The organism is Streptomyces sp. ISL-94 (assembly GCF_018614075.1).
In the GTDB taxonomy this organism is placed as follows: Bacteria; Actinomycetota; Actinomycetes; order Streptomycetales; family Streptomycetaceae; genus Streptomyces.
In genome coordinates this window covers 19322-42146 of the sequence record NZ_JAGGOZ010000085.1, presented here as the reverse complement: position 1 = coordinate 42146, position 22825 = coordinate 19322, and the positions used below count along the sequence as shown (strand labels likewise).

22 protein-coding genes and 1 pseudogene are annotated in these 22825 nt (G+C 72.3%); 16 read left to right on the top strand and 7 right to left on the bottom strand.

The features are described 5' to 3' along the window. The first annotated feature begins 49 nt into the window (after positions 1-49). Complete coding sequence (locus J7E94_RS25275) at positions 50-499, top strand: hypothetical protein (protein ID WP_215019089.1); 450 nt, start codon at positions 50-52, stop codon at positions 497-499. A 264-nt stretch (positions 500-763) separates the two neighbouring features. Here the strand turns inward: J7E94_RS25275 and J7E94_RS25270 are convergent, their stop codons facing one another. Then, positions 764-1888 (bottom strand): YihY/virulence factor BrkB family protein, encoded by a 1125-nt coding sequence (locus J7E94_RS25270; protein WP_215019088.1) that lies wholly within the window; start codon positions 1886-1888, stop codon positions 764-766. 17 nt (positions 1889-1905) lie between these two features. Here J7E94_RS25270 and J7E94_RS25265 point away from each other — a divergent pair, with 17 nt between their 5' ends. The 14 genes from J7E94_RS25265 to J7E94_RS25200 all read left to right on the top strand — a co-directional run bounded on the left by J7E94_RS25265 (position 1906) and on the right by J7E94_RS25200 (position 15829). Beyond that, complete coding sequence (locus J7E94_RS25265; protein ID WP_215019087.1) at positions 1906-3549, top strand: acyl-CoA dehydrogenase family protein; 1644 nt, start codon at positions 1906-1908, stop codon at positions 3547-3549. Positions 3550-3976: 427 nt separating this feature from the next. Next, positions 3977-5239 carry a GAF domain-containing protein gene (locus J7E94_RS25260; protein ID WP_215019100.1) on the top strand — a complete coding sequence of 421 codons (1263 nt, stop codon included), beginning with the start codon at positions 3977-3979 and terminating at the stop codon, positions 5237-5239. 5 nt (positions 5240-5244) lie between these two features. Then, entirely contained in the window at positions 5245-5814 is a 570-nt protein-coding gene (locus tag J7E94_RS25255) for a GNAT family N-acetyltransferase (RefSeq protein ID WP_215019086.1), read from the top strand. Between the two features lie 399 nt (positions 5815-6213). Further along, a complete protein-coding gene (locus J7E94_RS36025; RefSeq protein WP_312847410.1) occupies positions 6214-6297 on the top strand; it encodes a putative leader peptide in 84 nt (27 codons plus the stop codon). A 221-nt stretch (positions 6298-6518) separates the two neighbouring features. After that, a complete protein-coding gene (locus J7E94_RS25245; RefSeq protein ID WP_215019084.1) occupies positions 6519-8225 on the top strand; it encodes a nitrite/sulfite reductase in 1707 nt (568 codons plus the stop codon). Then, on the top strand, positions 8222-8401 hold the full coding sequence (locus J7E94_RS25240) for a hypothetical protein (protein WP_053785636.1): 180 nt from the start codon (positions 8222-8224) through the stop codon (positions 8399-8401). Before J7E94_RS25245 ends, J7E94_RS25240 begins: the two co-directional genes overlap by 4 nt. After that, on the top strand, positions 8398-9096 hold the full coding sequence (locus J7E94_RS25235) for a phosphoadenylyl-sulfate reductase (protein ID WP_215019083.1): 699 nt from the start codon (positions 8398-8400) through the stop codon (positions 9094-9096). The genes J7E94_RS25240 and J7E94_RS25235 overlap by 4 nt, the downstream gene beginning before the upstream one ends. Positions 9097-9149: 53 nt before the next feature. Continuing rightward, a complete protein-coding gene (cysC, locus tag J7E94_RS25230) occupies positions 9150-9695 on the top strand; it encodes an adenylyl-sulfate kinase (RefSeq protein WP_215019082.1) in 546 nt (181 codons plus the stop codon). Then, a complete protein-coding gene (cysD, locus tag J7E94_RS25225; RefSeq protein WP_215019081.1) occupies positions 9692-10645 on the top strand; it encodes a sulfate adenylyltransferase subunit CysD in 954 nt (317 codons plus the stop codon). The genes cysC and cysD overlap by 4 nt, the downstream gene beginning before the upstream one ends. Positions 10646-10647: 2 nt before the next feature. After that, a complete protein-coding gene (locus J7E94_RS25220) occupies positions 10648-11997 on the top strand; it encodes a sulfate adenylyltransferase subunit 1 (protein ID WP_215019080.1) in 1350 nt (449 codons plus the stop codon). A 221-nt stretch (positions 11998-12218) separates the two neighbouring features. Next, positions 12219-13340: an aliphatic sulfonate ABC transporter substrate-binding protein gene (locus J7E94_RS25215; RefSeq protein ID WP_215019079.1), complete on the top strand. Its 1122-nt coding sequence runs from the start codon at positions 12219-12221 to the stop codon at positions 13338-13340. 35 nt (positions 13341-13375) lie between these two features. Beyond that, entirely contained in the window at positions 13376-14173 is a 798-nt protein-coding gene (locus tag J7E94_RS25210; RefSeq protein WP_215019078.1) for an ABC transporter ATP-binding protein, read from the top strand. Then, the gene (locus J7E94_RS25205) at positions 14160-15062 is read left to right on the top strand and encodes an ABC transporter permease (RefSeq protein ID WP_215019077.1); all 903 of its coding nucleotides are present in this window, start codon (positions 14160-14162) and stop codon (positions 15060-15062) included. The genes J7E94_RS25210 and J7E94_RS25205 overlap by 14 nt, the downstream gene beginning before the upstream one ends. A 5-nt stretch (positions 15063-15067) precedes the next feature. Further along, positions 15068-15829 (top strand): sirohydrochlorin chelatase, encoded by a 762-nt coding sequence (locus J7E94_RS25200; RefSeq protein WP_215019076.1) that lies wholly within the window; start codon positions 15068-15070, stop codon positions 15827-15829. A gap of 101 nt (positions 15830-15930) precedes the next feature. Here the strand turns inward: J7E94_RS25200 and J7E94_RS25195 are convergent, their stop codons facing one another. Further along, entirely contained in the window at positions 15931-16932 is a 1002-nt protein-coding gene (locus tag J7E94_RS25195) for a ketopantoate reductase family protein (protein ID WP_215019075.1), read from the bottom strand. Positions 16933-16976: 44 nt separating this feature from the next. On the opposite strand from J7E94_RS25195, the gene J7E94_RS25190 reads away from it, so the two are divergent. Then, positions 16977-17819 (top strand): aldo/keto reductase, encoded by an 843-nt coding sequence (locus J7E94_RS25190; protein WP_215019074.1) that lies wholly within the window; start codon positions 16977-16979, stop codon positions 17817-17819. A gap of 9 nt (positions 17820-17828) precedes the next feature. Here the strand turns inward: J7E94_RS25190 and J7E94_RS25185 are convergent, their stop codons facing one another. The 5 genes and pseudogenes from J7E94_RS25185 to J7E94_RS25165 all read right to left on the bottom strand — a co-directional run bounded on the left by J7E94_RS25185 (position 17829) and on the right by J7E94_RS25165 (position 22796). After that, the gene (locus J7E94_RS25185; RefSeq protein WP_215019073.1) at positions 17829-18416 is read right to left on the bottom strand and encodes a DUF1697 domain-containing protein; all 588 of its coding nucleotides are present in this window, start codon (positions 18414-18416) and stop codon (positions 17829-17831) included. Further along, a pseudogene (gene mgt, locus J7E94_RS25180) lies at positions 18413-19677 on the bottom strand (macrolide-inactivating glycosyltransferase). Before mgt ends, J7E94_RS25185 begins: the two are co-directional and overlap by 4 nt. Before the next feature lie 22 nt (positions 19678-19699). Then, complete coding sequence (locus J7E94_RS25175; protein WP_215019071.1) at positions 19700-21016, bottom strand: sugar ABC transporter substrate-binding protein; 1317 nt, start codon at positions 21014-21016, stop codon at positions 19700-19702. Beyond that, positions 21016-21861, bottom strand: a complete 846-nt coding sequence (locus J7E94_RS25170) for a carbohydrate ABC transporter permease (RefSeq protein WP_215019070.1) — start codon at positions 21859-21861, stop codon at positions 21016-21018. The genes J7E94_RS25175 and J7E94_RS25170 overlap by 1 nt, the downstream gene beginning before the upstream one ends. Beyond that, the gene (locus J7E94_RS25165) at positions 21861-22796 is read right to left on the bottom strand and encodes a carbohydrate ABC transporter permease (RefSeq protein ID WP_215019069.1); all 936 of its coding nucleotides are present in this window, start codon (positions 22794-22796) and stop codon (positions 21861-21863) included. The genes J7E94_RS25170 and J7E94_RS25165 overlap by 1 nt, the downstream gene beginning before the upstream one ends. Between the last annotated feature and the right edge of the window lie 29 nt (positions 22797-22825).

Sequence of the window (22825 nt, the reverse complement as noted above, 5' to 3'; positions counted from 1 at the left end):
GTGGTGTGCCCAGGGGACGGACCGCCGGGCCGGAAGGAGACCCGCAGCCATGGCACTTGTCACCCCTCAGGCCCGCGCCTGGCGCACCCGGCGCACCCCCGGGCCTGCCAACCCCCGGCCTGTCGACGCCCGGCCGGCCAACGCCCGGCTCGCCACCGCCCTGACCGGAGCCGGTGTGGCGCTGGTGCCCTGGATGCTCGTCCTGGCCAAGACCGTGCCGCAGACCGCCGAGGTCTCGAACTGGGCCACCGCGTGGATCGGGCTGGACCTGATGCTGGCCGCCGGGCTGACCGGGACGGGGATGCTGCTGCGCAAGGGGGACCCGCGCGTCTCCCCGGTGGCGGCCGCGACCGCCGCGCTGCTCGTGACGGACGCCTGGTTCGACGTCACGACCTCGGCCGGGACCGGCGGCCAGGGCATGGCGCTCCTGCTGGCGGCGGGGGCGGAGCTGCCGCTGGCGGTGGTGTGCGCCGTGGTGGCCGCACGCCGCCGGGGCTGAACCACCGTCCGCGCCCCGGCCCCGGACCCCCGTGGCTCAAACGCCGGCGCGGCTGAGATTGCGCTTCGCGGCCCGCAGCAACGGGCTGACGCCGGGCAGAATCCAGCCCCGCCGGCGTTTGAGGCGCGGGGTCCGGGGCGGAGCCCCGGCCACGGCGCCCGGCCAGACCCAGGGGCAGGGCCCGGGAGCCGGCCCCGAGCCGGAGCCAGCCGTCAGGCCCCGGCACGGTTCCCGGCCAGGGCGGCCCCCCGGCCCGCGCGCGGGTCAGTGCTTGCGCAGCCGGGACGAGTAGTCCTCCGGCGGCAGGAACCTCGACCAGCGCTCCGGGAACTCCGACGGCATGCCCTCGTCCTCGTCGTCCTCCGACTCGCCCTCCGCCATCGCCCGCCAGGCGGCGGCCCGCGCGATCAGCTGCGCGGCCTCCGCTTCACGCGCCCGCTCGTTCGCCTCGCGCGCCGCCGCCGTGGCCACGGACGGCCAGACCCGGTCGATGGCCGCGTTCACGGCGGCGCCCACGAGCACCGCGAAGGCCGAGATGCCGATCCACAGGAGGACGGCCACCGGGGCGGCCAGCGAGCCGTAGATCGTGGGCCCCTCCACCGTGTTGGTCAGGTAGATCCGCAGCAGGAACGAGCCCAGCACCCACATGGCGAGGGCCACCAGCGAACCTGGCACGTCCTCGATCCACGGCGAGCGCACCGGCACGGACACGTGGTAGAGCGTCGTCAGGAAGGCGATGGACAGCAGGGTCACGGTCGGCCAGTACAGGACGGCGATGACCTCGGTGCCCCAAGGCACCAGCCGGACCACCGCGTCCGGTCCGACCACCATCAGCGGCAGCACGATCGCGCCGATGAGCAGCGCGATCACGTACAGCAGGAAGGCCAGCAGCCGGGTCTTGACGATCCCGCGGTGCCCGTCGAGCCCGTACATCACGGTGATGGTGTCGATGAAGACGTTCACGGCGCGCGAGCCGGACCACAGGGCGAAGGCGAAGCCGAGCGAGATCAGGTCCGGGCGCCCGCGGCCGGTGACGTCGTCGAGCAGGGGCCGGGCGATGTCGTTGACGCCGCGGTCCGAGAGGACCGTGCCGACGGCCCGCAGGATGTTCTCCTCGATGCTGGCCACGGTCTGTGTATCGGTCCAGCCGTCCACGTAGCCGAGCAGCCCGAGCAGGCCGAGGAAGAGCGGGGGCAGGGAGAGCAGGGTGAAGAAGGCCGCCTCGGCCGCGAGCCCGAGGATCCGGTACTCGATGCACGAGTTGACGGTGTCCTTCAGCAGCAGCCAGCCCATCTTCCGTTTGGAGACGTTCCGGTAGAGGGCGCGGGCCCGGTGGAGCCGTCCATGGCGTCCTGGGATCCCCTCGGGTGTTTCTTTTGCTGGCTGCACGTCCTTACGGTATCCGTATGGCAGCCACCACCCACACAGTCACCAATCAGGCCCCGCCCCTGGTGGGCTACGACGTCTACGGGGGCGACCGCGCCCTCACCGAGGGCGTGGAGCGTCATCTCGCCTCCGCGGACCCCGAACTCCTCGGCGAGGTGCGCGCGGAACTCACCGGACTGGGGCGTACCGCAGGTTCCGCCCAGGCCCAGGAATGGGGGACCCAGGCGAACGAGAATCCGCCGAAGCTGCGGACGCACGACCGCTACGGCAACCGGATCGACGAGGTGGAGTTCCACCCGGCCTGGCACCGGCTGCTCGGGCACGCCGTGTCCGCCGGGCTGACCGACGCCTGGGGGCGGCCGGCGGGGCATCTGCGCCGCGCCGCCGGATTCTTCGTGTGGTCCCAGGCCGAGTCGGGGCACGGCTGCCCGGTCTCGATGACGCATGCCGCCGTACCGGCGCTGCGGGCCGATCCGGAGCTGGCCGCCGAATGGGAGCCCCGGCTGACCTCGCACGTGTACGAGGAGGGGCTGCGGCCGGCCGCGCAGAAGGCCGGTGTGCTCTTCGGCATGGGGATGACGGAGAAGCAGGGCGGGAGCGACGTACGGGCGAACACGACGGCGGCGGTGCCGCTGGACGCGTCCGGCGAGTACCTGCTGACCGGGCACAAGTGGTTCTGCTCGGCGCCGATGTGCGACGGCTTCCTGGTGCTGGCGCAGGCGCCGGGAGGACTGACCTGCTTCCTGGTGCCGCGCGTGCTGCCGGACGGCACGCGCAACGTTTTCGCGATCCAGCGACTGAAGGACAAGCTGGGGAACCGGTCGAACGCGTCGAGCGAGGTGGAGTTCGACGGGACGTGGGCGCGGCGGGTGGGCGAGGAGGGCCGGGGGGTGCGGACCATCATCGAGATGGTGGCGGCGACCCGGCTGGACTGTGTGATCGGCTCGGCCTCACTGATGCGGCAGGCGCTGACGCAGGCCGTCCACCACACGGAGCACCGCTCTGCTTTCGGAGCACCGCTCATCGACCAGCCGCTGATGCGCAACGTCCTCGCCGACCTCGCCCTGGAGTCGGAGGCGGCCACCACCCTGACCCTGCGCCTCGCGGCCGCCTACGACGCCGGCACCGAGCAGGAGAAGGCCTTCCTGCGCCTCGCCGTGCCCGCCGCCAAGTACTGGGTGACCAAGCGCTGTACGCCGATGGTGGCGGAGGCCCTGGAGTGTCTGGGCGGCAACGGCTACGTCGAGGAGTCCGGGCTGCCGAGGCTGCTGCGCGAATCCCCGCTGAACTCCATCTGGGAGGGGTCGGGCAACGTCCAGGCCCTCGACGTGCTGCGGGCCCTCCAGCGCGAGCCGCAGGCACTGGCGGCCTTCCTCCAGGAGGTCGGGCTCGCCCGGGGCGCCGACCACCGGCTGGATTCGGCCATCAAGGACCTGCTGACCGACCTCGCCGACCTGGAGGGCATCGAGGCCCGGGCCCGCCGGGTGGTGGAGCGCATGGCGCTGGTGCTCCAGGGCTCGCTGCTGGTGCGGTGGGCTCCGCCGGAGGTGGCGGACGCGTTCTGCGCCTCGCGGCTGGGAGGCGACTGGGGCACGGCCTTCGGCACGCTGCCGCACAGCCTCGACCTGCGGGGAATCGCGGAACGGGCGCGGATCGCGGGCTAGGAGGGGGAGCCGGGGACCCCCCAAGGTCCCCACGACCCCTCCGAGCCGGGATCCGGGCCCGTCGACCGGGAACAGAGGTGGCGCCGCGCCGACTCGGCACCACCCCTGATCCGAGAAGCCCCGAGGAGGAGCTGTCACGCCGCTGGGCGGCGTCCGGACAGTTTCGGTCGGGTGACCGGGACTTGGCGAGAGTTGCATAGCGTTGCAACCTTTGAATCGGCAGCCGCCCGCGGGGGGGTCGGGGGAATCGGTCTTCGCGGACCGCCCGGGCGGCTTCCGTCGCACGTCCTGACGTCCGCACGTCCGTAGGCCTTACGTCCGTAGGCTTTACGTCCGTAGGGCCTACGTCCGTACGTCCAGTTCGCACGGGGAGGTTCTGGTGGCCAACACCGCTGGCAGCGCGGTCGACGTGGCGCGCATCTCGGCCATGGACGCGCGGGAGGCCGCGCGGCTGCTCAAGGGGGTACGGGCGGCCGCGCTGGCCGGGGACCGGCCGCCGGCCGCGCCGCGCCCGGAGATCGCCGAGTCCTGGCGCCGGATGATGGCGGGCGGGGTGCATCCGGACCGGGACGCGCGCTCGCGGATGCTGTCGGCCGCCGAGACCGAGGAGCGGCGGCACGTCTCGCCCCTGCGGGAGGTCCTTCCGGTACTGCGGGAGGGGCTGCTGCCGGCGCTGGACGAAGCCCTGCACATCATGGTCATCGCCGACGCCGACGGGCGGCTGCTGTGGCGGGAGGGCCACAGCTCCATCCTGCGCAAGGCGGACCGGCTCGGCTTCGCCGTGGGGGCCCACTGGGACGAAGCCGTGGTCGGCACGAACGGGGTGGGCACCGCGCTGGTGGCCCGGCGGCCGGTCCAGGTGTTCTCGGCGGAGCACTTCGTCTCCAGCCACCACGACTGGACCTGCGCGGGGGCGCCCGTACGGGACCCGCGGGACGGGCAGCTGCTGGGCGTGGTCGACGTCAGCGGGCCGCTGGCCACCATGCACCCGGCGACCCTGACGTGGGTGAGCTCGGTGGCGCGGCTCGCCGAGCGGGAGCTGCGCATCCGGCACCTGGAGTCGCTGGAGCGGTTGCGGGCGGTGGCGGCCCCGCTGCTGGCGCGGCTGCCGGGGCGGGCCCTCGCCGTGGACGCGAACGGCTGGACGGCGGCCGTGACGGGCCTGGCCCCCGTGGACCGCGTCCCGCTGCCGAAGTCCCTGGGGCCGGGCCGGGTGTGGGTGCCGCAGCTCGGGGACTGCGCGGTGGAGCCGCTGCCGGGCGGCTGGCTGCTGCGGATCGCGCAGGACCGTACGGGTACGGGGGTGACGCGGGTCGTGCTGGACCTCAGCCGGGCCGGATCCTGGTCGGCGACGGTGTACGGGGCCGCCGGGAGCTGGTCGCAGGAGCTGAGCCCGCGCCACGCGGAGCTGCTGTTCCTGCTGGCGGAGAGCCCGCGGGGCCGCTCGGCGGCCGAGCTGGCGGCGGAGCTCTTCGGGGATCCGACGCGCACGGTGACGATCCGGGCGGAGCTGTCGCGCGTACGCCGCCACCTGGCGGGCGTCCTGACGCACCGGCCGTACCGGTTCGCGGAGGACGTGGAGGTGGAGCTGATCCGCCCCCAGGACCCGGCGGCGCTGCTGCCCCACTCCACCGCGCCGGCGGTGATCCGGGCCCGGCTGGGCCGTTCGGGGCCCGGCGTGGTTCCCTGACGTGCATGAGCACCATCACCCTCACCACCTGGTCCCTGGAGATGACCTCTCCTTCGGACCTGATACCGGCGGCTCCCCCGGGCCCGGAGATCACCATCGCCCGGGCGGAGGTCCCCTCCCCCGAATTCAGCCGCTTCCTCTACGCGTCGGTCGGCGGCGACATCCACTGGACGGACCGGCTGTCCCTGACCCGCGCCGAGTGGGTGGAGCAGCTGGGGCGGCCGGGCGTGGAGACGTGGGTGGCGTACGACCGGGGCACGCCGGCGGGGTACGTGGAGTTCGACCCCCAGGACGACGGGGTGGTGGAGATCGTCTACTTCGGCCTCCTGCCGGATTTCCGGGGCCGGCGGATCGGGGGGCACCTGCTGTCGGTGGGGGTCGCCCGGGCGTGGGACCTCGCGGAGCGGTGGCCCGGCCGGGCCCCGACCCGGCGGGTCTGGCTGCACACGTGCAGCCTGGACGGCCCTACGGCGATGGACAACTACCTCCGGCGCGGCTTCAAGGTCTTCAAGACGGAAATCGAACCGAAGCCGCAATCCCCCACCCCGGGCCCCTGGCCGGGCGCCTCCGCCTGACCCGGCCGGACCCGTGCACCCCGCGGGGGTGAGCCGCATCGCGGCCGGTCCGTCAACCCCTGCGAGGGCACACTCGGCCTCGCCGGCGCTTGAGGCGCGGGGTCCGGGGCGGAGCCCCGGTCCTGAAGCCGCACCCGCGTACTCAGGCAGGGCATACTCAGCCCCTCCGGTGTTTGAGGAGCGGCGTGCGGGGCGGAGCCCCGGTCTTTGAGGCGCGCGGGACCGCTCGGCCGCACCACCAGCCAGCCCCGTCGGCGACCGAGGCGCGGGGTGGGCCACGGGACGGGCGGCGGGGTTCGCGGGGTGACCCCGGTCACGCCATCCCGCGATGCGAGACGAGTTCGTCCGGATCCTGGACAGTAGTGGACTCCTCCAATCGGCACATGACACGCTTCCGCCATGAATGGAGCTGGAATTGCCTTGGTGAGTCGGCGGCACGTCGACCTCGGCCGCATGTCCAGCGCCATCTGTCCGGCTCGCTGACGGAACCAGCAACCGCCGCACATCGCCACAATCCCGGCATCGTCGCCGCGGAAGTGTCGATCACCGCAGTCCCCTGAAGGCCGATACCGCCCTGCCCGCCGGCCACCCCGGCAAAGGTGCGGCGATCAGCCACACCCGCTCAGCGTCTCTGACCTGACAGGGGCTCGCCGCGCACCCCTCCCCTGCCCCTGCCCTGAGCCGCCGAAGAAGGACGTACCGCCATGGCCGCCACCCCCGAAACGCCCGCAGCCGCCCCCGCAGCCGCCGCGCGCCGCAAGACCGGCCGTCACCGCGGTGAGGGTCAGTGGGCCGTCGGACACCACACGCCCCTCAACGGCAACGAGCAGTTCAAAAAGGACGACGACGGTCTCAATGTGCGGACACGCATCGAGAACGTCTACTCCAAGACGGGCTTCGACTCGATCGACCCCAACGACCTCCGCGGCCGCATGCGCTGGTGGGGCCTGTACACCCAGCGCAAGCCCGGGATCGACGGCGGCAAGACGGCGATCCTGGAGCCGGAGGAGCTGGACGACAAGTACTTCATGCTGCGCGTCCGCATCGACGGCGGCCGGCTGACCACCGAGCAGCTCCGCGTCATCGGCGAGATCTCCGAGGAGTTCGCGCGCGGCACCGCGGACCTCACCGACCGCCAGAACGTGCAGTACCACTGGATCCGGATCGAGGACGTCCCCGAGATCTGGCGCCGCCTGGAGGCCGTCGGCCTGTCCACCACCGAGGCCTGCGGTGACACGCCCCGCGTCATCCTCGGTTCGCCCGTGGCCGGCATCGCCCAGGACGAGATCATCGACGGCTCCCCCGCCATCGACGAGATCCAGCGCCGCATCGTGGGCAACCCGGCCTTCTCCAACCTGCCCCGCAAGTTCAAGTCCGCGATCTCCGGCTCGCCCCTGCTCGACGTGGCGCACGAGATCAACGACATCGCGTTCGTGGGGGTGAACCACCCCGAGCACGGCCCCGGCTTCGACGTCTGGGTCGGCGGCGGTCTCTCCACCAACCCCAAGCTGGGCGTGCGCCTGGGCACCTGGGTCTCGCTCGACGAGGTCCCGGACGTCTACGAGGGCGTCATCTCGATCTTCCGCGACTACGGCTACCGCCGCCTGCGCACCCGCGCCCGCCTGAAGTTCCTCGTCGCCGACTGGGGCCCGGCCAAGTTCCGCCAGGTCCTGGAGGACGAGTACCTGAAGGGCAAGCTGACCGACGGCCCCGCGCCCGAGCAGCCCAGCGGCCAGTGGCGCGACCACGTCGGCGTGCACCAGCAGCAGGACGGCAAGTTCTACGTCGGCTTCGCGCCCCGCGTCGGCCGCGTCGACGGCGCCATGCTGACCAAGATCGCGGACGTCGCCGAGCAGCACGGCTCCGGCCGCCTGCGCACCACCGCCGAGCAGAAGATGATCGTGCTCGACATCGAGGCGGACCAGGTCGACTCCGTCGTCGAGGCACTGGAGGCGCTGGACCTGCGGGTCAAGCCGTCCCCGTTCCGCCGCGGCACCATGGCCTGCACCGGCATCGAGTTCTGCAAGCTGGCCATCGTCGAGACGAAGGCGCGCGGCGCCTCGCTGATCGACGAGCTGGAGCGCCGCCTGCCGGAGTTCGCCGAGCCGCTCACCATCAACATCAACGGCTGCCCGAACGCCTGCGCCCGTATCCAGGTGGCGGACATCGGTCTCAAGGGCCAGCTGGTCCTGGACGAGGACGGCAACCAGGTGGAGGGCTACCAGGTCCACCTGGGCGGCGCCCTCGGCCTGGAGGCCGGCTTCGGCCGCAAGGTCCGCGGCCTCAAGGTCACCTCGGCCGGTCTGCCCGACTACGTCGAGCGGGTCGTCACGCGCTTCGAGGAGCAGCGTGAGGACGGCGAGCGCTTCGCCGCCTGGGTCGGCCGTGCGAAGGACGAGGACCTCTCGTGAGCGAGCGCGCCGCACCGTTCTACTGCCCGTACTGCGGCGACGAGGACCTGTTTCCGAACGAGACGGGTCACGGCGCCTGGGAATGCAGGGCCTGCAACCGAGCCTTCCAGCTGAAGTACCTCGGGCTGCTGGCCCGGGGCGTTCAGTCGAACACCGCTGGAGGGGACGAGATATGACCACCACTCAAGACACGGGTCTCAAAGCGCTGGCCGAGCAGGCCGGACGGGACCTCGAGGACGCCTCCGCGCTGGAGATCCTCACCTGGGCGGCCGAGACCTTCGGCAAGAAGTTCTGCGTCACCTCCTCCATGGAGGACGCGGTCGTCGCCCACCTGGCGTCCCGCGCCTTCCCCGGCGTGGACGTGGTCTTCCTCGACACCGGCTACCACTTCGAGGAGACCATCGGCACCCGCGACGCGGTCGAGGCCGTGATGGACGTCAACGTCATCACCCTCACCCCGCGCCGGACCGTGGCCGAGCAGGACGCGGAGTACGGCCCCAGGCTGCACGACCGCGACCCCGACCTGTGCTGCGCGCTGCGCAAGGTCAAGCCCCTCGAAGAGGGCCTGACCGCGTACGACGCGTGGGCGACGGGCCTGCGCCGCGACGAGTCCCCGACCCGGGCGAACACTCCGGTGGTCGGCTGGGACGAGAAGCGGCAGAAGGTCAAGATCTCCCCGATCGCCCGCTGGACCCAGGACGACGTGGACGCGTACGTCGCGGAACACGGCGTGCTCACGAACCCGCTGCTGATGGACGGTTACGCCTCCGTCGGCTGCGCCCCCTGCACCCGCCGGGTGGCGGAGGGCGAGGACGCGCGGGCCGGCCGCTGGGCCGGGCGGGGCAAGACCGAGTGCGGACTGCACGGCTGATGACGACCGAGCGTACCGAAACCGAACGTACGGAACTTACGGAGACAGAGCAGATGAGCGTGAGCGACCAGGGCGCCACCGTGTGGCTGACCGGGCTGCCGAGCGCGGGCAAGACCACCATCGCCTACGCGCTGGCCGACCGGCTGCGCGCCGAGGGCCACCGCGTGGAGGTCCTCGACGGCGACGAGATCCGCGAGTTCCTCTCCGCCGGCCTCGGTTTCAGCCGTGAGGACCGGCACACCAACGTGCAGCGGATCGGCTTCGTCGCCCAGCTCCTCGCGAGCAACGGCGTCAAGGCGCTGGTGCCGGTGATCGCGCCGTTCGCGGACAGCCGTGAGGCCGTCCGGGGGCGCCACGCGGCCGCCGAGACGAACTACCTCGAAGTGCACGTGGCCACCCCGGTCGAGGTGTGCTCCGAGCGTGACGTGAAGGGCCTGTACGCCAAGCAGGCGGCGGGCGAGATCTCCGGTCTGACCGGGGTCGACGACCCGTACGAGGCGCCGGAGTCCCCGGACCTCCGTATCGAGTCGCACACGCAGACCGTCCAGGAGTCGGCTTCGGCCCTGCACGCGCTGCTCACCGAGAGGGGTCTGGCATGACGGCCACCGTCGCACACGTCCACGACGCTGCAGATGATTCTTTGGGGTCCGCGCCCTACGCGCTGTCGCACCTCGACGCCCTCGAATCCGAGGCCGTGCACATCTTCCGCGAGGTGGCGGGCGAGTTCGAGAAGCCGGTGATCCTCTTCTCCGGCGGCAAGGACTCCATCGTCATGCTGCACCTGGCGCTGAAGGCGTTCGCGCCGGCGCCGGTGCCCTTCACGCTGCTGCACGTCGACACGGGCCACAACTTCCCCGAGGTGCTGGAGTACCGCGACCGCACGGTCGAGAAGCACGGCCTGCGCCTGCACGTGGCGTCCGTGCAGGACTACATCGACGCGGGCAAGCTGCGCGAGCGCCCGGACGGCACGCGCAACCCGCTGCAGACCGTCCCGCTGACCGACGCGATCCAGCAGCTCAAGTTCGACGCCGTCTTCGGCGGCGGCCGCCGCGACGAGGAGAAGGCCCGCGCCAAGGAGCGGGTGTTCAGCCTGCGCGACGAGTTCTCCCAGTGGGACCCGCGCCGCCAGCGCCCCGAGCTGTGGCAGCTCTACAACGGCCGCCACGCCCCCGGCGAGCACGTGCGCGTCTTCCCGCTGTCCAACTGGACCGAGCTGGACGTCTGGCAGTACATCGCCCGCGAGGGCATCGAGCTGCCGGAGATCTACTTCGCCCACGAGCGCGAGGTCTTCCAGCGGGCCGGCATGTGGCTGACGGCCGGCGAGTGGGGCGGCCCGAAGGAGGGCGAGACGCCCGAGACCCGTCTCATCCGCTACCGCACCGTCGGTGACATGTCCTGCACCGGCGCCGTCGACTCCGACGCCGCCACGCTGGACGCCGTGATCGCCGAGATCGCCGTCTCCCGCCTCACCGAGCGGGGCGCGACCCGCGCCGACGACAAGATGTCCGAGGCCGCGATGGAAGACCGCAAGCGCGAAGGGTACTTCTAAAGATGACCAGCACCACCGATCAGGTCGCCCACCTGGCTGACCTCGCAGCGACCACCCTGCTGCGCTTCGCGACCGCCGGATCCGTCGACGACGGCAAGTCCACGCTGGTCGGCCGCCTGCTGCACGACTCCAAGTCGGTCCTGACCGACCAGATGGAGGCCGTCGAGGCCGTCTCCGCCCAGCGCGGCCAGGAGGCCCCCGACCTCGCGCTGCTCACCGACGGCCTGCGGGCCGAGCGGGAGCAGGGCATCACCATCGACGTCGCGTACCGCTACTTCGCCACCGCGCGCCGCCGGTTCATCCTCGCGGACACCCCGGGGCACGTGCAGTACACGCGGAACATGGTCACCGGCGCCTCCACCGCCGACCTGGCCGTGGTCTTGGTCGACGCCCGCAACGGCGTGATCGAGCAGACCCGCCGGCACGCGGCCGTCGCCGCGCTGCTGCGCGTCCCGCACGTGGTGCTGGCCGTCAACAAGATGGACCTGGTGGGCTACGAGGAGTCGGTCTTCGCGGCGATCGCCGAGGAGTTCACCGCCTACGCATCCGACCTGGGCGTCCCGGAGATCACCGCGATCCCGATCTCGGCCCTGGCCGGGGACAACGTGGTCGAGCCCTCCGCCAACATGGACTGGTACGGCGGCCCGACGGTGCTCGAGCACCTGGAGACCGTCCCGGTCAGCCACGACCTCACCGCGTGCCCGGCGCGCTTCCCGGTGCAGTACGTGATCCGCCCGCAGTCCGCCGAGCACCCCGACTACCGCGGCTACGCGGGCCAGATCGCCTCCGGCGTGCTGCGCGTCGGCGAGGCCGTGACCGTGCTGCCCTCGGGCCGTACCAGCACCATCGTGGGCATCGACGCGCTCGGCGAGAGCGTCGACATCGCCTGGGCCCCGCAGTCGGTGACCCTGCGCCTGGCGGACGACATCGACATCTCGCGCGGCGACCTGATCGCGCCGTCCGCGAGCGCCCCGGCCACCACGCAGGACGTCGAGGCGACGGTCTGCCACGTGGCGGACCAGCCCCTGGCCGTGGGCGCCCGGGTGCTGATCAAGCACACGACGCGCACGGTCAAGGCGATCGTCAAGGAGATCCCCTCGCGGCTGACCCTGGACGACCTGTCCCAGCACCCGAACCCCGGGCAGCTGGTGGCCAACGACATCGGCCGCGTGGTCGTCCGCACCGCCGAGCCGCTCGCGCTCGACGCGTACGCCGACTCGCGCCGCACCGGGTCCTTCCTGCTGATCGACCCGGCCGACGGAACCACTCTGGCGGCGGGCATGGCGGGCGAGTCCTTCGCCTCCAAGGCCGAGACCACCGTGCAGGCGGATGAAGAAGGGTGGGACTTCTAGATCATGCTCGACATCTACTCCACCTTCGCCAAGGAGGGCGGCCGCGTGGGCAGCGGCGCCCTCGGGAGCGGCCAGGGAGGGGTGGCGCGATGTGTGCGATGACCGAATTGCCGTCGGCATCCCGCCTTCGCGCCCTCACCCCCCACGAGCCGTACCCGCCCCTGTTCCACAAGCGAAGACGTGCGTCATGAGATGACCACGTCACGAGAGGAAGTCCTCCCGTGCCTGCCATCCGCACCCCCCGAACCACCCTGCGCGGCGTCGCCGCCGCTGCCGCCCTGCCGCTGCTGATCGGCGCGCTCGCCTCCTGCGGCTACGGCTCCCAGGCCGAGAAGGCCGAGGACAAGCAGGCGAACGCCGCGACCGGCGGCAAGAAGCTCTCGGCCCCCGAGGTCCGCATCGGGTACTTCCCGAACCTGACGCACGCCACCGCTCTGGTCGGCCTCCAGGAGGGCCTGATCCAGAAGGAACTGGGCGGAACCGCGATCAAGCCGCAGTCCTTCAACGCCGGCCCGTCCGAGATCGAAGCCCTCAACGGCGGCTCTCTCGACATCGGCTTCATCGGCCCCTCGCCGTCGATCAACGGCTACGTGAAGTCCAAGGGCTCCAACCTGCGGATCATCTCCGGCTCCGCCTCCGGCGGCGTCAAGCTGGTCGTGAACCCGGACAAGATCAAGACCCTGGACGACCTCAAGGGCAAGAAGATCGCCACCCCGCAGAAGGGGAACACGCAGGACGTCGCGTTCCTCAACTGGATCGCGGAGAAGGGCTGGACGGTCGACCCGGAGTCCGGCAAGGGCGACGTCTCCGTCGTCCGTACGGACAACAAGGTCACCCCGGACGCCTTCAAGCAGGGCTCGATCGACGGCGCCTGGGTACCGGAGCCCACGGCCTCCAAGCTCGTCTCCGACGGCGGCTCCGTCCTCCTCGACGAGACCAGCCTGTGGCCCGACAAGAAGTTCGTGATCACGAACGTCATCGTGTCCCAGAAGTTCCTCAAGGCGCACCCGGACGTGGTCGAGGCCGTGCTCCAGGGCACGGTGAAGACCAACGAGTGGATCAACGCCAACCCGGACAAGGCGAAGGCGTCCGCGAACGCGAAGCTGGCGGCGGACGGCGGCAAGCCGCTCGACGCGAAGATCATCGACCCGGCGTGGTCGAGCATCCTCGTCACCGACGACCCGCTGGCCGCGACGCTGCAGAAGCAGGCCGACTCCGCGGTCAAGTCGAAGCTCATCGAGCAGCCCGACCTGGCCGGCATCTACGACCTGACGCTCCTGAACAAGGTCCTGAAGGCCGCCGGAAAGCCCGAGGTCTCCGACGCCGGCCTCGGCGCCAAGTAATCCCGTAATCCCAGCTATCCCAGGAGGTGACGACCATGGCCACCACGCTTGCCAAGGCTGCCGAGGGCACCGTAGCGGAGCAGCTCACGCACGCCGCGCGCATCGAGCACGTCTCGAAGTCCTTCTCCGGCCCGGCCGGATCGCAGCTCGTCCTGGACGACATCAACCTCGATGTCGCTCCCGGAGAGTTCGTCACCATCCTGGGGGCCTCCGGGTGTGGAAAGTCCACCCTGCTGAATCTGGTCGCGGGCCTGGACAAGCCGTCCGCGGGGTCCATCGAGACCCCCGGCGGCCGGCCGGCGCTCATGTTCCAGGAGCACGCCCTCTTCCCGTGGCTGACCGCGGGCAAGAACATCGAACTCGCCCTGCGCCTGCGCGGGGTGGCCAAGGCCGACCGCAAGCCGGAGGCCGAGCGGCTGCTGGAGCTGGTCCGGCTCGGCGGCGCGTACGGCAAGCGCGTGCACGAGCTGTCGGGCGGCATGCGCCAGCGCGTGGCCCTGGCCCGGGCGCTCGCCCAGGACAGCCGGCTGCTGCTGATGGACGAGCCGTTCGCGGCCCTCGACGCCATCACCCGTGACGTGCTGCACGGCGAACTGACGCGCATCTGGGCTGAGACGGGGCTCTCCGTCCTCTTCGTCACCCACAACGTCCGCGAGGCCGTACGGCTCGCCGAGCGCGTGGTCCTGCTGTCCTCGCGGCCCGGCCGGGTCGCGAAGGAATGGACCGTGGACATCCCGCAGCCGCGCCGCATCGAGGACGCGGACGTCGCGGAGCTGTCCCTTGAGATCACTGAACACCTGCGTGGGGAGATCCGCCGCCATGGCCAGCACTGACACCACCCCGAAGGTCGCGGCCAAGGGCAAGACCGAGGACCTGGCGGGCCTGGAGGCCGGCCTGGACGCCCTCGACGCCGTCGAGACCCACCGCACGCCCGTCCGCGAGGTCCTCGTCAAGAAGGTCCTGCCGCCGTTCCTGGCCGTGGGCCTCGTGCTCCTGGTCTGGCAGATCCTCGTCGCGGCGAAGGTCACCGAGGAGACCAAGCTGCCCGCGCTGTCCGCGGTATGGGACAGCCTGTCCGACATGTGGCTCAAGGGCACCCTGCTGGAGGTCGTCTGGACCAGCGTCTCGCGCGGTCTGCTCGGCTTCCTGCTGGCCCTGGCCATCGGCACCCCGCTGGGCCTGCTCGTCGCCCGGGTGAAGTTCGTCCGCGCCGCGATCGGCCCGATCCTCCAAGGCCTCCAGTCGCTGCCGTCGGTGGCCTGGGTGCCGCCGGCCGTCCTGTGGTTCGGCCTCAACGACGCCATGATGTACACGGTGATCCTGCTGGGCGCCGTCCCGTCCATCGCCAACGGCCTCGTCTCCGGCATCGACCAGGTCCCGCCGCTGTTCCTGCGGGCCGGCCGCACCCTCGGCGCCACCGGCCTGCGCGGGGCCTGGCACGTCGTCATGCCGGCCGCCCTGCCGGGCTACCTGGCCGGTCTGAAGCAGGGCTGGGCCTTCTCCTGGCGCTCGCTGATGGCCGCCGAGATCATCGCCAGCTCCCCCGACCTGGGCCTCGGCCTCGGCCAGCTGCTGGAGAACGGCCGCAACAACATCGACCTGCCGGGCGTGTTCCTCGCCATCATCCTGATCCTGGTCGTCGGCATCGCGATCGACCTGCTGATCTTCAGCCCGGTCGAGCGGTGGGTACTGCGCAGCCGCGGCCTGCTGGTCAAGAGCTGACCGCCATGTCCCGCACACCCGCACTCCTGGTCATCGCCCACGGCAGCCGCGACCCGCGGCACGCCGCGACCGTGCACGCCCTCACCCGGCGTGCGCGGGCGCTGCGGCCCGGGGTGCGGGTGGAGACGGCCTTCCTGGACTTCAACGCCCCGTCGGTCGGGCAGGTCCTGTCCTCGCTCCACCTGTCGGGCGTACGCGATGTCGTGGCCCTCCCGCTCCTGCTCACCCGGGCCTTCCACGCGAAGTCCGACATCCCGGCGGCGCTGGCCGAGTCGACGGTCCGGCTGCCGGGGCTCTGCATGCGGGTGGCCGATGTCCTCGGACCGTCCCCGCTGCTGCTCTCGGCCCTCGAACTCCGGCTGGCCGAGGCCGGAATCACCCCGGCGGACCGCGCCACCACCGCGGTGGTGCTCGCGTCCGCCGGATCCACAGACCCGGAGGCGATCGCAGCGATCGCTGAAACCGCGCGGGAGTGGCGGCACACCGGTTGGTGCGCCGTGCGGCCTGCGTTCGCCTCCGCTGCCCTTCCTCGGACGGAGGACGCCGTACGGGCCCTGCGCGCCGAGGGCTTCGCCCGCGTGGCGGTGGCCCCGTACGTCATAGCCCCCGGCCGGCTGCCGGACCGTATCGCGGCGGGCGCCGCGGCGGCGGGCGCGGATGTCGTCGCGGACGTCCTGGGCGCGGCCCCGGAGCTGGCCCGTCTCCTGCTGCGCCGCTACGACGCCGCCGCTCAGGCCCCGGCCCGTCTCCCGGCCCTGACGGCCTAGCCCAGGCCTGGGCTGCAGCCCGGCGTCTCCCCGGCCCGGCGCACCGCCGGGTCGTCCGAATGGGCTAGGCCGACCGAGGCCGCCCCGGCTCCGGCACGGTCCTACGCACGCGCCGCGGCCTCGTCGGCCAGGGCCGTGAGGTCCTCGATGGACATCGCGCCCGGGGGCAGGCCTTCCCGCGCGAAGATGTTCGCGGCGTGCCGCAGGACGTCGTTGACCGGGGTCGGCACCCCGTGCAGGCGGCCCAGCAGGCAGATCTCCCCGTTCAGGTAGTCCGCCTCCACCGAGCCGGTGGCGCGGGCCAGGCTCTGCCAGGAGGAGCCGCCGCGGACGCCGGGCGGCTGTTCCACCTTGCCGTCGCGCGCCGCCGCCTGCTCGGCCTCGGAGGCGTAGGCGATGCCCGCGGCCCCGAAGGCGGCCTTCGCCTCGCGGACGGCCCGCAGCAGCAGCGCCCCCTTCGCCGGCTCCGGGTCCGGACCCGTCGTCGCCTGGATCGCGTTGCCGAGGTTCCCCAGCAGCTTCGCGTACTTCCACCGCATCACGTCCCCGACCACCGGCGCCTCGAAGCCGGCCTTCCCCAGGTCCGCCGCGACCGCCCGGGCGAGCGCGTCCGTGCCGCCCGCCGCCGGGCCCAGGTGCAGGATGCCGGTCAGCGGCGCGCACAGCGCGGAGACCACGCCCGGCTCCAGGAAGGTGGCGGGCAGCCATACACACATCCCGTACACGCGCGCGAAGCGCCGTAGGGCCAGCCTCTCGCTCTCCACGCCGTTCTGCGCGCACAGCACCGGCAGCCGCTGCGCCGCCGTCCCGCCGCCCGCGACCTCCGCGTCGCCCCACGCGTCGAGCGCGGCGATCGCGTCCTGGGTCTTGACGGCCAGCAGCAGGACGTCGTCCGGCCGCAGTTCGCCCAGTTCGGCCGGTCCGGTGACCACGGGCAGCCGGTGTACGCGCTCCCCGTCCGCCGTCGTGAGCCGCAGCCCGTCGGCCCGCAGGGCCTCCGCGTGCGCGCCGCGGGCGACGAGGACGACCTCGCCGCCCGCCTCCGCGAGCCGTCCGCCGATGGTGGCGCCCACCGCGCCCGCGCCGATGATGATGTAACGCATGCCATGAGCCTGGCACATCCGGCGCCCTGCGTTACGGTCGGGGCATGGCGGAAGAGATATTCACCGTGGGCGGGGATCTGCCGGTACGGCGGCTCGGGTTCGGCACGGGCGGTCTCGTCGGCCCGGGCTACTGGGGCCCGCGCGGCGGTCGGGCGGAAGCCCGGGAGCTGCTGCGCACGGCGGTGGAGCGCGGGGTCACCCTCATCGACACGGCCGACAACTACGGCCCCGAGGTGGCGGAGGAGCTGATCGCCGAAGCCCTGCACCCGTACGGGGAGCAGCTGGTCATCGCCACCAAGGGCGGGGTGGTGCGTACCGGCCCCGACCAGTGGCATGTGGCGGGCCGCCCGGAGCAGCTGCGGGAGATGTGCGAGGCGAGCCTGCGGCGGCTGCGGGTGGAGCGCATCGACCTCTACCAGCTGCACCGCTTCGATCCGTCGGTCCCGATGGCCGAACAGCTCGGCGCTCTCGCGCAGTTGCGGGCGGAGGGCAAGATCCGGCACATCGGGCTGGACACCGTCACGGCCGGGCAGCTGCGGCTCGCGCTGGAGTCGGTCCCGGTCGCCTCGGTCCAGAACGCGTACAACCTGCTGGAGCGCGGCTCGGCGGAGGTGCTCGCGCTGTGCGAGGAGCGGGGGATCGCCTTCCTCCCGTACTACCCCCTGGGCAGCGGGTCCCTGACCCGGGAGAGCGCGGCCGCCGTCACCGCGGTGGCCGCGGCGCACGGCGCGGGGACGGGCCAGGTCGCGCTGGCGTGGCTGCTGCACCACTCCCGGGTCCTGTGCCCCACGCCGGGCACCGGTTCCCCTGAACACCTGGCGGAGAACCTGGACGCGGCGACGATCCACCTGTCGCCGCGCGAGCTGGCGGTGCTGGACGTGCTGTAGGCCGGCCGGTCAGCTTGCCGCCGCGGCCGTCAGTCCGACGAGTTTGGCGACGGTGTTCCAGTTGCGGCTGGTCGCGTCGATGCCCTTGGTCACGGCGGGCTTGGCGAGGGCCTCGGCCAGTTTGGAGCGGCCCAGGCCTTCGGGAGCGTAGAGGTAGAGGACGCGGTCGCCGAGCCGGTACTCCTCCGGGAGGAACGCGGCCCGGTCGATCCCGGCGAAGCGTTCCGCGCCGGGCTGTTCGGAGAAGAAGGTGACGTGGAGCTGCCTGCCCTCCAGCTCGGCGGCCGGGAAGGGACAGGCCTCGGCGACGGCGCGGAAGTACGGGCCGTCGACGACCAGGCACGCCACCCGGAAGCCGAAGTGGTCCTCTATGGCGGCCTCCAGCTCCCGGGCGAGCGCCACGGTGTCCTTCTTCGCGCTGCTGAAGACGGCATTGCCGCTCTGCAGGTACGTCTGCACGTCGCGGTGCCCGAGCCCCTCCAGCACCGAGCGCAGCGCCGCCATCGGCACCTTCTTGCTCCCGCCGACATTGATGCCGCGCAGCAGCGCCGCGTAGGTGGTCGGCGCGGCTTCCTTCGTCTCCGCCTTCTTCGTCATGGGGCAAGCCTAGGGACCGGCTCTGACAGTTCGGCCTCGATCAGGTCGGCGGCCTGCCGCGTGCCGCCCTCGGTGGCCATCTGCGCGCGGACGGCCTGGCAGCGGGCCGCGACGGCGGGGTCGGACACGAGGGCGAGGACCGCCTCCCGGAGGGTCGCGGCGTCCGCGTCCGCCATCGGGACGTGCCGGGCCACGCCGAGCGAGGCCAGCATGCCGGCGTTGCCGAACTGGTCGGCGGCCTGCGGGACGGCGACCATGGGGGTGCCGGTGGCGAGGCCCTCCTGGCTGCCGCCGGCGCCCGCATGGGTGATGAAGGCGTCGGCCTGGCGCAGGATGTCCAACTGGGGTACCCATCGGTGCACTTCGACGTTGGCGGGGACGGGGCCCAGCTCGGCCTCGTCGGTGAACCTGCCGATCTGGAGGACGACGTACCAGTCGGGCAGGTCCCCGAAGGCCTCGACGCAGGCGCGGTAGAAGGCGGGCTGCTTGGTGAAGGTGGAGCCGAGCGAGACCAGCAGCAGCTTCCTGCCCTCGGCGGCCGCCGGCCGCTGCCAGGCGTCCTGGGCCGCGGTGCGGTCGTCGCCCTGGCAGGCGCCGACGAAGGTGTACACGGACGGGTCGACGCGGTCGGCGTGCGGCTGGAGCGCCTTGGGGATCAGGACGATGCTGCGGCGCGGGCGGCCCTGGAAGCGGTCGACCTGGCCGTCGAGGCCGTTCTCGGTGAGCCAGGCGGCGAAGCGGGCGTAGTACGCCTGCCCGCGCTCGGAGGCCTTGAGTTCGGCGAACATCGGCTCGGCCACCTCCTCCTCGTACCCGTCCCAGGCGACCAGGTTCGGGGAGAGGGAGACGGCGGGGACGCCCCAGCGGTGGGCGAGGACGGGCGCCGGATAGGAGGTGATGTCGTGGAGGACGAGGTCCGGCTCGTCGCCCTCGAAGGCGGCCGCGAGCTGCGGGAGGGCCTGGACGGCGTCGTTGAGGAACGTCTCCAGGTTGTCGATGAGTTCGGTGCCCCAGGCGTCCGGGTCCTCGTCGGCGGGGAGGGTGGAGCGGTATACCACCGGCGTGGCGCCGGTCTCCGCGATCTTCTCGGCGAAGGGTGCCGGGATGGCGTAGCTGACGCGGTGGCCCCGGGCGACGAGTTCCCGGATCACTTCGATGCTCGGGTTCACGTGCCCGTGGGCGGCGATGGAGAACATGGCGAGGTGTGCGGGCTTGGCTGAGGTCATGCACCGACCCTAACGAGACGATACGTCTCGTACAATGCATTTTTCCGGCCGCCTCCTTTACCTCTGGTACCGAGCCAGCACCCGGTTCCCGTCCCCCACCAGGCGTTTCTCCAGCTCCGCGAGGTCGATGGCGCCGCTGTAGAACTCCTGGAGGGCCGGGGTCGCGACCTTGTCCTTCCACTCCGGATAGCCGCGCACGGACTGGGCCGGCGCGGGGCGCAGGGCGCCCGCCAGCGCCACGCCCGTGGCCCAGCCGAGCTCGGGGGTGTGCAGGGCGGGGTCGGCGAGCGCCTGCGTACCGGTGGGCAGCATCCAGTCGCCGCGGGCGAGGCGGACCATGTTGGCCGGGCGCAGCAGGAAGTCGACGAAGGCCGCCGCCTCCTTCTTGTACGGGCTGTCCTGCGCGATGGAGAGGGTCTGCGGGCTGACCCCCTGCGCCAGGCCGTCGGCGCCGGCCGGGGGCGGCAGCACCTGCCAGGCGAAGCCGGGCGGCGCCTGCCGGACGATCTGCTGGCGGTACGAGAACCCGAGCGGCACCATCGCGTACCGGCCGCCGAAGAAGCCGGGCAGGGTGTCGGAGCCACCCGTTCCGAGGGTGGTCCGGGAGGCGCTGTGGTCGGTGTCGATCTGGGCCCGGATGGTGGCGGGGACCACGGCGTCGCCCTCGGACCAGCGCAGGACGGCCTTCCCGTCGGCCTCCCGGTGGAAGAGCCTGCCGCCCGCGGAGAGGCCGAGGTTCAAGGTGGCCGACACCGGGTCCTTGAGCGGCCAGGCCACCCCGTACCGGCCGTCCTCCGTCAGCCGCTCGGCGGCGGCGCGGAACTCCTCCCAGCTCCAGGGGGCTTCGGGGGTCGGGACGCTGACCCCCGCGGCGCGCAGCAGTGTGGTGTTGGCCATCAGGACCCGGGGTTCCTGGAGGAAGGGGATCCCGTAGATCCCGTCGCCGAAGGTGGTGGTCTCCCAACTGCGGGCCGGGATGTCGGCCTTGAGGCGGTCGGAGAGCAGCGGGCGGAGATCGGCGAGGTAGCCGCCGTAGGCGAAGTCGGCCAGGTCGTCGGAGGCGTCGTGGATGACGTCGGGGGCCTCACCGCCCTCGAAGGAGGTCAGGAGCTGGTCGTGGATGCTGCTCCAGCTGCCCTGGACGTACTGGACCTGGATGTCGGGGTGGGTGGCGTTCCATTCGGCGACCAGGGCCCTGTTGGCGTCGACGGACTCCTTCTGCCAGGCCAGGGACTGGAACCGGATCCGCACCTTCCCTCCGGCTGCGCCGGCGGCACCGCCGCCGGAGCAGCCGGCGAGCAGGAGCGCGGTGGCCGTGACGGCGGCGACCAGAGCCCGGAGCGGGAGCCGGAGCGGGAGCCGGAGGGAGGCCATCAGCTCTTCACCGCCCCTGCCATCATGCCGCCGGTGATCCGCTTCTGGATCACCGAGAAGATCACCAGGGAGGGAAGGGTCGCGAGGAACGCGGCGGCGGCGAGCGGGCCGAGGTCGGCGGCTCCCTCCGCGCCCAGGAAGTGGGTCAGGACGACCGGCAAGGTCTGCTTCTCCGGGGTCTTGAGGAGGACGAGGGCGAAGAAGAACTCGTTCCAGGCGGTGATGAAGGCGAACAGCGCCGTGGCCGCGATCCCCGGCGCCAGCAGGGGCGCGACCACCGAGACGAGAGTGCGCAGCCGCCCGGCCCCGTCCATCGCCGCCGCCTCCTCCAGCTCCGGCGGCACGGCCCGGACGTAGCCGACCAGCATCCACAACGCGAACGGCAGCGACCAGACGACGTACACCAGGATCAGGCCCGGCACCGCGTTGACGAGGCGGAGGTTCTTCAGCACCAGGAACAGCGGGCTGATCACCAGCACGAAGGGGAAGGCCTGGCTGACGACCACCCAGCCGGTGGCGGCGGCCGACAGACGGCCCCGCTTGCGGGCGAGGACGAAGGCCGTCGGGGTGGCGAGGACGACCGCGATCACGGCGGCGCACAGCGCGGCGATCAGGCTGTTGAGCGCCGCGTGCAGCAGCGGCTGTTCGGCGAAGGCCTGCCGGAAGTTGCCCAGGGTCGGCTCCTTCGGGATCCAGGTGGGGTGCAGGCTGCCGAGCTCGCGCGCGGGCTTGAAGGCGGTGGAGACCAGCCACAGGAACGGGAACGCCAGGAAGACCAGATACGAGACGAGCGCTGCGTACTGTGCGGCGCGGCCGGTCCGGGCGGCACGGCGCGGTGCGGTCATCAGGCGTCGCCTCCCCTGAGCCGGCCGGCCAGGTACCCGGCGAGGAGGACCGAGATCACCGCCACCATCACGCAGCCCATGGCGGCCGCGTAGCCGAACTGGCCGTAGCGGAAGGCCTCCTCGTACGCGAAGAGCATGGGAAGCCGGGTGCGGCCGCCGGGCCCGCCGTTGGTCAGTACGTAGACCAGGGCGAAGGAGTTGACGTTCCAGATGAAGTTGAGGGCGGAGATGGACAGGGCCACCGGCCGGATCGCGGGCCAGGTCACCGTCAGGAAGCGGCGCCAGGCGCCGGCGCCGTCGAGGGCGGCGGCCTCGTGCAGTTCGTGCGGCGTGTTCTGGAGGCCGGCCAGCAGGGCGACCGTGGTCTGGGGCATGCCCGCCCAGATGCCCACCACGACGACGGCGGGCAGCGCGGTGGCGAGCCCGCTGAGCCAGTCGGTGTCCCCGGCGAGGCCGAGGCCGGACAGGGTCTCGTTGAGGACCCCCGCGTCGGGGTGGTAGACGAGTCGCCACATGATGCCGACGACCACCTCGGGCATGGCCCAGGGGATGATCGCGAGCGACCGGGCCAGCCAACGGAAGCGGAGGTTCTGGTTGAGGAGCAGGGCGAGGCCGAGGGCCAGCAGGAACTGCGGAACGGTGACTCCGACCGCCCACAGCAGGCCGATCCGGAAGGACTCCCAGAAGAGCCGGTCGTGCAGCAGGTCCCGGAAGTTGAGGAGCCCGACCCACTGGGTGGGGGCGGTCCGGCCGGACTGCGCGTCGGTGAAGGCGAGGGCGGTCCCGTAGAGCAGCGGGCCGACGCTGAGCAGCAGGATGGGGATGAGCGCGGGCAGGACCAGGAACCAGGCCCCGTGGTCGGCCCGGCGGCCCTCGCCGTCCGGCCGAGGGGGGTCGCGGTGGCGGTGGCGGCGGACCGGGACGGCAGTGGTCACCTTCGCCCCCTTTCGTTGCGGTCATCGTC